Below are 10636 nucleotides of genomic sequence, written 5' to 3'. Positions count from 1 at the left end.
ACGACCTCGTAGACCATGTGGTGCAGGCCCGAGCCGTCGTCGGTGTCGCCGATATACATGCCCGGCCGCTTGCGCACCGCCTCCAGGCCCTTGAGTACCTGGATGGAACTGGCGTCGTAAGCCTGTCCCTGGGCGGCCTGTCCCTGGGCGGCCTGCCCCGGGTTCGGGGCATCCTCGGGCGGGGTGACGGGGGCGGGGTTCGACATCGCTCTCTCTCCGTTCAGCGCGGCGTGACGATGGCGTCGGCCACGCGGAAATGCTGTGCGGCCCCGGCGAGCGGCTGGAAGAGTTCCGCATCGGTGCCGGTGAGCCAGGCCTGGACGCCGAGCGCCAGGATCTCGTCATAGAGGTGGGTGCGCCGGTCGGGGTCGAGATGGGCCGCGACCTCGTCCAGCAGCAGGATCGGCGGGTGGCCCCGGGCGGCGGCTTGCAGCCGCACGTCGGCCAGCACGATCGCCAGCAGCAGCGCCTTCTGCTCGCCGGTCGAGCATTGCGCGGCCGGCATGTCCTTGCCGCCATGGCGGACGGCGAGGTCGCTGCGGTGCGGCCCGACCGCGGCCGAGCCCGAGTCCGCGTCGACCCGGCGGCCGGCCGCCAGCGCCTCGCGCAGGCGCTCCTCGGCGGCCAGGGCCGGCATCTCGTCGAGCCAGGCCTCGACCGTCCCGTCCATGGCGAGCGCCGGGCGCGGGAACGGCCCCACGCCCTCGGCCGCGGCCCGGTCGATGGCGGCAGCGAGGTCGCGGCGGGCGGCCGCAATGGCGACGCCGTGGCCGGCGATCTGTTCCTCGAGCGCGGTGAACCAGCCGCGGTCGCCCGTGCGCTCGCGCAGCAGGCGGCCGCGCTCGCGCAGGGCGTGCTCGTAGGCGGCGACGCGGGCCGCATGCTCGGGATCGAAGCCGTAGACGAGGCGGTCGACGAAGCGCCGCCGGCCGCCGGCGCTCTCCAGGAAGAGCCGGTCCATCTGCGGCGTCAGCCAGACCACGCCGGCGACGCCGGCCAGGGCCGCCTGGCCGCGCTGCGCCGTGCCGTCGATGCGCACCAGCCGCCGCTCGCGGCCTTCGCCGTCCGGGTCGCGGCCGGTGCCGATGGCGACCGGGCCGGCCGGGGTCTCGACCGTCGCCGCCATCGCCCAGGCGCCGCCGCCGATGCGGTCGACCTCGGTCAGCCGGGCCCGCCGCAGGCCGCGGCCGGGCGCCAGGAAGGAGACCGCTTCGAGCAGGTTGGTCTTGCCGGCGCCGTTCGGGCCGGCGAGCGCCACGGGCCGGGGGTCGAGGTCGATGCGCGCCTGCCGGTAGCAGCGGAAGTCCGACAGGTCGAGCCGGGTCACGGCGACGGCGGGCGCCGCTTCCGCCCGGGCCATCTCCGACCGGGGCGCGAAGCGGCCGGCTGCGCTCGACCGGGCGCGCGCGATCACACCCGCATCGGCATCAGGACATAGAGCGCCGAGGCGTCCTGGCTGTCCTGGACGAGGGTGGGGGAGCCGGCGTCGGCCATCGCGAAGCGGGCGTCGTCGCCCTCGATCTGCTGCAGGATGTCGAGCAGGTAGCGGGCATTGAAGCCGATCTCGATCGGCGCGGCGGAATAGGTGACCTCGACCTCCTCCTGGGCGGTGCCGGTGTCGGCGCTGGTCGCCGACAGCACCAGGCCCTTGGGCGCGATGTGCAGCTTGACCGCGCGCGCCTTGTCCGAGGTGATGGTCGAGACGCGGTCGACGGCCTCGAAGAAGGGCTGGCGCGGCACGTCCATGACCTTGTCGTTGTGGGCCGGGATGACGCGCTCGTACTCCGGGAAGCTGCCGTCGATCAGCTTCGAGGTCAGCGTCGCGCCCTCGAAGGAGAAGCGGATCTTGGCCTCGGACACGCCGATGGCGACCGGCGCGCCGACCTCGTCGATCAGCTTGCGCAGTTCGTTCACGGTCTTGCGCGGGACGATCACGCCCGGCATGCCCTTGGCGCCCTCGGGCAGCGGCATCTCGACCCGGGCGAGGCGGTGGCCGTCGGTCGCGACCGCGCGCAGGACCGGCAGGTCGCCCGCCTGGGCGGCGTGGAAATAGATGCCGTTCAGATAGTAGCGCGTCTCCTCGGTCGAGATGGCGAAGCGCGAACGGTCGACGAGGCGGCGCAGTTCGTCGGCGGCGACCTGGAAGCGGTGCGGCAGCTCGCCGCCCGAGAGCGCCGGGAAGTCCTCCGACGGCAGGGTGGCCAGCGTGAAGGTGGAGCGGCCGGAGCGCAGCGTCAGCGTGCCCTTGACCCCGTCGGTCTCGAGCTGGATCTGCGAGCCGTCGCGCAGCTTGCGGACGATGTCGTAGAGCGTGTGCGCCGGCACCGTCGTCGTCCCGGCGCGCTGGATCTCCGCCGGCACCGTCTCGACGATCTCGATGTCCATGTCGGTCGCGGCCAGGGAGATTTCGCCCTTCTCGCCGCGCATCAGGAGGTTGGACAGGATCGGGATGGTGTTGCGGCGCTCCACCACGCTCTGCACGTGGGCCAGCGCGCGAAGCAGGGCGGCGCGTTCGATCGTGAGCTTCATGGCCGGCGTCGTCCGTTCGGGAAGAGGAGGGTCCTGGCCCGTCGCCCGGGTCGCGGGCCCCCGTCTGGGAGGCCCCGAGCCCCGCCCCATACACGGGGAAACGCCCCGCTGGGGGGCGTTTCGACGGGGCAGCACCATACCACGGATCGCGGCCGAACAAGAAGTGTCGCGAACTGGTGGCAAGGCCTTGATTCGTAAAACGAAAACCGCCCGGCGCGAGGGCCGGGCGGTTCCGATTCGGGTCGGCCCCGAAAAGCGTCGCTACTCGCGCCGTCCGCCGAAGAGCTGGAGGAGAAGCACGAACAGGTTGACGAAGTCGAGATAGAGGGTGACGGCGCCCATGACCGCCTTCTTGCCCATCGTCTCGCCGTCGTCGGTCTCGAGATAGACTTCCTTGATGCGCTGGGTGTCGTAGGCGGTGAGGCCGACGAAGACCAGCACGCCGATCACCGAGATCGCGAACTGCAGCGCCGTCGAGCCGATGAAGATGTTCACCAGGCTGGCGATGACGATGCCGATCAGGCCCATCATCAGGAACGAGCCGAAGCGCGACAGGTCGGCCTTCGTCGTATAGCCGTAGAGGCTCATGGCGGCGAAGGTGCCGGCGGTGATGAAGAAGACGCGGGCGATGCTGGCGCCCGTGTAGCGCAGGAAGATGTAGCTGAGCGACAGGCCCATCAGCACCGAGAAGACCCAGAAGGTCGCCTGGGCGGCGAAGAACGACATCTTCTCGATGCGGAAGCTGAGGAAGAACACGGCGCCGAGCGGCGCCAGCATGACCAGCCAGATCAGCGGCGTCTGCGCGATCGAGGCGTAGAAGCCCGTGGTCGCGCCGAGATAGGCGACGATGCCCGTCAGCGCCAGCCCGGACGCCATGTAGTTGTAGACCTGGAGCATGTATTGCCGCAGGCCGACGTCAATCTGCGCAGCCTCCGCTTCGGCGCGCGTCATGTAACGTCTGTCTTGCCCGTATGCCATCAAGTGCCTCCGTCGTCCGCGATGGTCTCTCCCGCAGGTCAATATAAGGAACGGCGCGGGCCGATCAATCGGCGCGTGGGGCCGGCGCCACCAACCTTTCGCGGATTTCACGTTTCACAGCGCCGGCCCGGCTCAGGGATTGCGCAGCACCGGCGCCGCCTTGCGCGCCAGCGCCCGCCAGGTGCCGGCGAAGCCCATGACGAGCGTCACCAGCACCGCCATGCCCGCCGTCGCCAGCACCGGGGTCGCGAGGAAGGTCCAGGGCGCCCGCATGACCTGGGTCAGGACGAGCCAGCCGGCCAGCGTCCCGAACAGGGCGGCGACGGTCGCGGTCGCCAGGCCGAGCAGCCCGTATTCCATCAGGTAGGCGGCGAGCACATGGCGCCGGGTGGCGCCCAGGACCTTGAGCACGACGGCATCGCGCACCCGCCGCTGGTGGCCGGCAGCGGCCGCGCCGGCCAGCACCAGCAGGCCCGCGGCGAGCGTGACCGCGGCGGTGGCCCGGGTCGCGGCGGCGATGTCGCCGAGGACGCCGCCGACCGCGTCCAGCGCGTCGCGTACCCGGATCGCCGAGACGTTGAGGAAGCGGTCGGTGACCGCGGTCAGCAGCCGAACCTCCTCCTCGGGCGTCACCCGGGCGGTGGCGATGTGGGTCTGCGGCGCGCCTTCCAGCGTCCCCGGCGCGAAGACGATGGCGAAGTTGATGGCGAGGCTGGTCCAGCGGATCCGCCGCAGGTTGGCGATCCGGGCCGTCACTTCGCGGCCCAGTACGTTGATCGTCATGGTGTCGCCGATGCCGAGCCCCAGTCCGCGCGCCACCTCGGCGTCGAGGGAGATGAGGGGCGGCCCGCGATAGTCGGCCGGCCACCATTCGCCGGCGACGATCTCGGTCCCGTCCGGCGGCAGCGCCGCATAGGTCAGGCCGCGCTCGTTGCGGAGCGCCCACTCGGCCTCGGGCGCCACCGTCGCCTGGTCGACCGGGGTGCCGCCGAGGCGGGTGATGCGGCCGCGCAGCGACGGCACCCGGGCATGGCGCTCGACGCCCGGATGGGCGGCGACGAGCGCGTCGAAGGCGGCGACCTGGTCGGCCTGGAGGTCGATGAAGAAGAAGGTCGGGGCCGAGGCCGGCATCGCCTCGGTCACCTGGCGCTGCAGGTTGGCCTGGATCAGCGCCACGGCGACCAGGGTCGTCAGGCCCAGTCCGAGGGAGAGCACGACCGAGGGGGCGGGCGAGCCCGGCCGGTGCAGGTTGGCGACGGCGAGGCGCAGCGCCGGGCGGCCGGGGCGCGGGGCGGCCGCCGCCAGCCGCATGATCGCCCAGCCGGCGAGCCGGAAGAGCGCCAGTGCCGCCGCGGCACCGGCGACGTACCAGAGGGCGAGGCGGCGGTCGGGCGCGGTGGCGACGGCCAGTCCCGCCAGCGTGAGCGATGCGGCGACGGTGCCGACGACGATCGGCAGGCCCGGCCGGGTCCGGCTCGGCTGCACGACGTCGCGGAAGAGGCGGGCGGGCGGGATCGTCCGGGCGCGGCCGAGCGGCCACAGCGCGAAGGCGAGCGTCGTCAGCATGCCGAAGGCGGCCGCCGTCGCGAGCGGGCCGGCATGGAGGCCGACCCGGGCCTCGACCGGGAGCCGGTCGCCGACCGCCGCGACCAGCGCCCAGGGCAGGGCGGCGCCGACGGCGAGCCCGATCGCGATGCCGACCGCGGCCATGCCGGCCACCTGGACGAAATAGGCGGCGAGCACGCTGCCGCCGGGGGCACCGAGGCACTTCAGGATGGCGATCGTCGCCTGCTTGCGCTCGAGGAACGCCTCGACGGCGTTGGCGACGCCGACCCCGCCGACGAGGAGCGCGGTCAGGCCGACGAGCGTGAGATAGAGGCGCAGCCGGTCGATGAAGGAGACGAGGCCCGGGGCGGCGTTCTCGACCGTGCGCACGCGCCACCCGGCGTCGGGGTGGCGAGCCGCGATCGCGTCCGCGACCGCCCGGGCGCTCCCCGGATCGGGCAGGGCGAGCCGGTATCGCCAGGCCACCAGGCTGCCCGGCTGCACGAGGCCGGTCGCCGGCAGGTCGGCCAGCCGGACGAGCGCCGGCGGCCCCAGGGTGATGGCCGACGTGCCGCGGTCCGGCTCGCGGATCACGGTGCCGCGGACGACGAACCCGGCCTCGCCGATCCGGACCGTGTCGCCAACCGTGGCGCCGAGGCGCCGGGCGAGCCCGGCCTCGAGGAGGACGGGCGGCGGCCCTCCTGTCCCGGCCAGCGCCGAAGCGGCCTCCGCCGGCTCGGTTTCGATCGCGCCGACCAGCGGGTGGGCGTCGTCGACCGCCTTCAGTTCCGCCAGCAGGCGCTGCGGCCCGGCATGGACCATCGCCCGCATCTCCGCCACCTCGGACAGCCGGCCGAGGGCCTGCAATTCGGCCCTGGTCCCGGGGTCGAGCGGGCGGTGGATCTGCCGGATCTCGATGTCGCCGCCGAGCAGGCGACGGGCGTCGGCGTCGAGGCCGGCGACGACGGCCGCGGCAAAGGAGCCGACGGCGGCGATCGCCGCCACGCCGAGCGCGAGGCAGGCGACGAAGAGGCGGAAGCCCGCCATGCCGGCGCGCAGTTCGCGCCGGGCGATGCGGACGGCGAAGGGCAGCGCCATAGTGGGGCGGGCGGGATCAGCCGGCCCGGGCGAGTGCCGGGCGGCGCTCGTCCGACACGATCCGGCCGTCCGCCAGCCGCACCACGCGGTCGGTGCGATCCGCGAGCGCCGTGTCGTGGGTGACGAGGACGAGGGCGGTGCCGGCGCGGCGGCGGAGGTCGAACAGCAGTTCGATCACCTGCTGCCCGGTGGCGCCGTCGAGGTTGCCGGTGGGCTCGTCGGCGAGAAGCAGCCGCGGCCGGGCGACGAAGGCGCGGGCCAGCGCCACGCGCTGCTGTTCGCCGCCGGAGAGCTGGCCCGGATAGTGGTCGAGGCGGTGGCCGAGCCCGACCCGGTCGAGCGCCGCCCGGGCCTCGGCGAACGCGTCGCGCCGGCCGCCCAGTTCGAGCGGAATGGCGACGTTCTCGACCGCCGACATGGTCGGAATGAGCTGGAACGACTGGAAGACGATGCCGACATGCTGCCGGCGGAACCGCGCCAGCCCGTCCTCGGAGAGCGTCGCGAAATCGACCCCGCCGACCGCGACGCGTCCGGCGGTCGGCCGCTCCAGGCCCGCGGCCACCATCAGCAGGGTCGATTTGCCGGAGCCGGAGGGGCCGACGATGCCGACGGTCTCGCCCTCGCCGATCGCGAGGTCGATGCCGCGCAGGATGTTGACGATGCCGGCCGCGCTCGCCAGCTTCACCTCGACGGAGGACAGCGCGACGAGGGGCAGGGCGGTGGCGGATGCGGAGGGCGGCATGGAGGGGCTGGAACCATCGGTCGGGGTGGACGGCCGGCGCGGCATTGGCCGGATCGCGACCAGCCCGGTTCCGCCTCGCAGATATGGCCCCCTTCGGCGCTTCGTCAACGCCGCGCCGCTTCTGCTCCTGTTCCTGCTCGGGTGGGCCGGCGATGCCGCCGCCGCGCCCCGCAAGCTGCTCGCGCTCGGCGACAGCCTGACCGCCGGCTACGGCCTGCCGGCGGGGGACGGCTTCACCGCCCGTCTCGAGGCGGCGCTGCGGTCGGCCGGCCGCGACGTCACGGTGCTGAACGGCGGCGTATCCGGCGACACCTCGGCCGGCGGGCTGGCGCGGCTCGACTGGGCGCTGGCCGACCGCCCGGACGCGGCGCTGGTCGCACTCGGCGCCAACGACGCCCTGCGCGGGCTCGACCCGGCCGAGGCCGAGCGCAACCTCTCGGCCATCCTCGCCCGGCTGGCGGAGGCCCGGGTGCCGGCGCTGCTGGTGGGGATGCGGGCGCCGCCCAACCTCGGGCGGGACTATGCGGCGGCCTTCGACGGCATCTATGCCCGGCTGGCGGCCCGGCATCGTGTGGCGCTCCACCCCTTCTTTCTCGACGGCGTCGCCGCCGACCGCGACCTCAACCAGCAGGACGGCATCCATCCGAACGCCCGCGGGGTGGCGGTGATGGTGGAGCGCATCCTGCCGGCGGTGACCGCCCTTCTCGACCGGGTCGGGCGCGGCGACTAGTTGGCCATCGCCATGACGGCGGCGGCGGCCAGCATGACGGCGGCGTTGGCCGCCACGATGAAGAGGAACTCCATGTCCCGTGGCTCCGAAGGGGTTTCCGTATCGGCAACGGGCCTTCCGGAACCGGGTTCCGCTGCCCGAAAAATGCCGCCTTGCCGCCGAATTGCCACAGGTCGCCGGGGGGCCGATGACGAGCCCGTGAGGCCGTCTGGGCGGCCGCCGTCGCCGGGTCTACATTGATCGCCGGATCGCTATCCGGAGATGGTCGCAATGAGCCTGGGCAAGCTGTTCGGGCGTGCGCACGGCGCGCCGGCGAGTCTCTTTCCGGTCGCCATGGCCGAGGAGGACTGGCGCCGCTGCCTGGCGCCGGACGCCTTCCGCGTGCTGCGCGAGCACGGGACGGAGCCACCCCATTCGAGCCCGCTCGACGGCGAGCGGCGGCCGGGCCGCTTCCTCTGCGCCGGATGCGGGCAGCCGCTCTTCGACGCCGCCGACAAGTTCGACGGCGGCACCGGCTGGCCGAGCTTCTGTCGCCCCCTCGAGTGCGCGGTCGGCCGGGCGGACGACGGGGTGGAGGCCACGGCCGGAACCGAGGTGCATTGCGCCAACTGCGGCGGCCATCTCGGACACGTCTTCGCGGACGGTCCGCCGCCGACGGGGCTGCGCTACTGCGTCAACGGCGTCGCGATGACGTTCGAACCGCAGGCCGCCGAGCCGGACCCGGTGCCCGGCCGCCCCGCCTGCGGCCGCCGGTGAAGGACCTCGACGCCGCGGCCGGCGCCGACCTCGGATCCTGCCCGCTCTGCGACCGCCCGATGGTCGCCGGGCCCAGCGTCAACCTGCACCATCTGGTGCCGCGGCGCTTCAAGGGACGCGAGGCGATCGCCGTCCACCGCATCTGCCACGACAAGATCCACGCCGTCCTGTCCGAGAAGGACCTGCGCGACCGCTATCACACCGTCGAGCGCCTGCGCGCGCAGCCGGAGATCGCCGCCTTCCGCCGGTGGGTCGCCGGCAAGCCGCCGACCTTCGTCGACGGCCACCACCGGGCGCGCCAGGGGGGCCCGCGCCGCCGCTGACACCTGCGAGCGGGTGCCGCAATTATCTGTTTCCCATCCGCTACCCCGGGTCCAAAATGGCGGCGACTTGTCGAACGGGGGCGCGGGACCGGCCGGGGGCGGCCCCTCCGCAGCCCCCAGGAACCGGGAGAGGGAATGTCCGCGCTCGCTGCCTTCGTCCGCTGGGGCGAAGCGGTGAACCATCGGGTCGGGGAATGGGTGAAGTGGCTGACCCTGGCCACGGTGCTCGTCTGCGCGACCGTGGTCTTCATCCGCTACGCACTCCATACCGGCCTGATCTGGCTCCAGGACCTCTATGTCTGGATCCATGGCGCCGTCTTCATGCTCGGCGCCGGCTACACCTTCATGGCCAACAAGCATGTCCGCGTCGACATCTACTATGCCCGCCGGAGCCGGCGGACGCAGGCGTGGCTCGATCTCGTCTCGACGATCGTGTTCCTCTTCCCGTGGATCCTCGTGCTCGGCTGGTACGGCTGGCCCTACGTCCTGGCCTCGTTCGCGCTGCAGGAGCCGTCGTCGCAGGTGGGCGGGATGCCGGGGCTGTTCGTCCTCAAGGCGACCATCCTCGTCTTCTGCCTGCTGATGGGCCTGCAGGGGCTCGTCGTCCTGGCGCGCAGCGTGCTGACGATCGCCGGGCGCGAGGCCCTGCTGCCGGCGGCCCCCGCCGTGGCCGAACAGTAGGGGCGCCGGAATGGACGGTCTCAACACCGGCGACTGGCTCAGCATCCTGCTCTTCGCCTCGGTGATCGGCACGCTGCTGATCGGCTATCCCATCGCCATCACGCTCGCCGGCACCTCGCTCGTCTTCGCCTGGATCGGCCACGCCTTCGGCGTCTTCGACTACCAGCTCCTGAGCGGGCTGCCGTCGCGCTACCTCGGCTCGATGATCAACGAGGTGCTGGTCGCGGTTCCGCTCTTCATCTTCATGGGGCTGGTGCTGGAGCGGTCGGGCATCGCCGAGATGCTGCTGACCACGATGGGCCAGCTCTTCGGCAAGCTGCGCGGCGGCCTCGCCTATTCGGTGGTGCTGGTGGGGGCGCTGCTCGCCGCCTCGACCGGTGTCGTCGGCGCCACCGTCATCACGATGGGCCTCATCAGCCTGCCGGCGATGCTGCGGGCGGGCTACGATCCCAAGCTCGCGACCGGTACCATCTGCGCCTCGGCGACGCTGGCGCAGATCATCCCGCCGTCGACGGTGCTGATCTTCGTCGGCGACCTGCTGGCCGGCGTCAACCAGGCGGCGCAGCTCCGTCTCGGGAACTTCTCGCCCGATCCGATCTCGGTGGGCGACCTCTTCGCCGGCGCCCTCCTGCCGGGCCTCTTCCTGTGCGGGCTCTATCTGCTGTGGGTCGTCTACAAGGCGATCTTCCAGCCGGAGACGGTGCCGGCCCTGAAGATGACCGACGCCGAGCGGCGCGGCCTGCCGAAGCGGGTGGTGATCGCCCTCATCCCGCCGCTCGGTCTCATCGTCGCCGTCCTCGGCAGCATCCTGGGCGGCATCGCCACCCCCACCGAATCCGCTTCGATCGGCGCGATCGGCGCGCTGCTGCTGGCGGCGGCGAACCGCAGGCTTGGCTTGGACACCCTGGCCTACGCCGCCCGCAATACCATGGTCACCACCTCGATCATCTTCGTGATCGTGCTGGCGGCGTCGCTGTTCTCGCTCGTCTTCCGCGGGCTGGGCGGCGAGCACTTGGTCGAGACGGCCTTGAAGAACGTGCCGGGCGGCGCCTTCGGCGCGATGCTCGCCGTCATGGCGGTGATGTTCATCCTCGGATTCTTCCTCGACACGTTCGAGATCATCCTCATCACGCTGCCGATCTGCGGCCCGGCGCTCATCCTGCTCGGGCTCGACCCGCTCTGGATCGGGGTCATGATCGGGGTCAACCTGCAGACGAGCTTCCTCACCCCGCCGTTCGGCTTCACCCTCTTCTA

At 72.6% G+C, this 10636-nt stretch carries 11 protein-coding genes; 5 read left to right on the top strand and 6 right to left on the bottom strand.

Annotated features, from left to right (window positions below; genetic code table 11):
- The 6 genes from ACE3Q3_RS20600 to ACE3Q3_RS20575 all read right to left on the bottom strand — a co-directional run.
- A partial coding sequence (locus tag ACE3Q3_RS20600) for a hypothetical protein (protein ID WP_374449121.1) occupies positions 1–206 on the bottom strand: 206 nt, incomplete at its 3' end.
- 14 nt (positions 207–220) lie between these two features.
- Positions 221–1360, bottom strand: coding sequence for a DNA replication/repair protein RecF (gene recF, locus ACE3Q3_RS20595; RefSeq protein WP_374449122.1), 1140 nt, complete (start codon positions 1358–1360; stop codon positions 221–223).
- 50 nt (positions 1361–1410) lie between these two features.
- The gene (gene dnaN / locus ACE3Q3_RS20590; RefSeq protein WP_374449120.1) at positions 1411–2529 is read right to left on the bottom strand and encodes a DNA polymerase III subunit beta; all 1119 of its coding nucleotides are present in this window, start codon (positions 2527–2529) and stop codon (positions 1411–1413) included.
- A 261-nt stretch (positions 2530–2790) separates the two neighbouring features.
- Entirely contained in the window at positions 2791–3480 is a 690-nt protein-coding gene (locus tag ACE3Q3_RS20585; protein ID WP_374449119.1) for a Bax inhibitor-1/YccA family protein, read from the bottom strand.
- A gap of 159 nt (positions 3481–3639) precedes the next feature.
- A complete protein-coding gene (locus ACE3Q3_RS20580) occupies positions 3640–6150 on the bottom strand; it encodes an ABC transporter permease (RefSeq protein ID WP_374449118.1) in 2511 nt (836 codons plus the stop codon).
- Between the two features lie 16 nt (positions 6151–6166).
- Positions 6167–6892 carry an ABC transporter ATP-binding protein gene (locus ACE3Q3_RS20575; protein WP_374449117.1) on the bottom strand — a complete coding sequence of 242 codons (726 nt, stop codon included), beginning with the start codon at positions 6890–6892 and terminating at the stop codon, positions 6167–6169.
- Between ACE3Q3_RS20575 and ACE3Q3_RS20570 the strand changes: the two genes are divergently transcribed.
- From ACE3Q3_RS20570 to ACE3Q3_RS20550, 5 genes are all read left to right on the top strand, one after another.
- Positions 6870–7622: an arylesterase gene (locus ACE3Q3_RS20570; protein WP_374449116.1), complete on the top strand. Its 753-nt coding sequence runs from the start codon at positions 6870–6872 to the stop codon at positions 7620–7622. The two genes, ACE3Q3_RS20575 and ACE3Q3_RS20570, sit on opposite strands and share 23 nt — an antisense overlap.
- A gap of 270 nt (positions 7623–7892) precedes the next feature.
- Positions 7893–8378, top strand: coding sequence for a peptide-methionine (R)-S-oxide reductase MsrB (msrB, locus tag ACE3Q3_RS20565; protein ID WP_374449115.1), 486 nt, complete (start codon positions 7893–7895; stop codon positions 8376–8378).
- Complete coding sequence (locus ACE3Q3_RS20560) at positions 8375–8701, top strand: HNH endonuclease (RefSeq protein WP_374449114.1); 327 nt, start codon at positions 8375–8377, stop codon at positions 8699–8701. The genes msrB and ACE3Q3_RS20560 overlap by 4 nt, the downstream gene beginning before the upstream one ends.
- A gap of 135 nt (positions 8702–8836) precedes the next feature.
- Positions 8837–9382, top strand: coding sequence for a TRAP transporter small permease subunit (locus ACE3Q3_RS20555; RefSeq protein WP_374449113.1), 546 nt, complete (start codon positions 8837–8839; stop codon positions 9380–9382).
- Between the two features lie 10 nt (positions 9383–9392).
- On the top strand, positions 9393–10636 hold a 1244-nt coding region (locus ACE3Q3_RS20550; RefSeq protein WP_374449112.1), incomplete at its 3' end, for a TRAP transporter large permease subunit.

It is taken from the genome of Allostella sp. (assembly GCF_041913585.1).
GTDB lineage: Bacteria > Pseudomonadota > Alphaproteobacteria > ATCC43930 > Allostellaceae > Allostella.
This window is presented reverse-complemented; position numbering and strand designations above follow the sequence as displayed.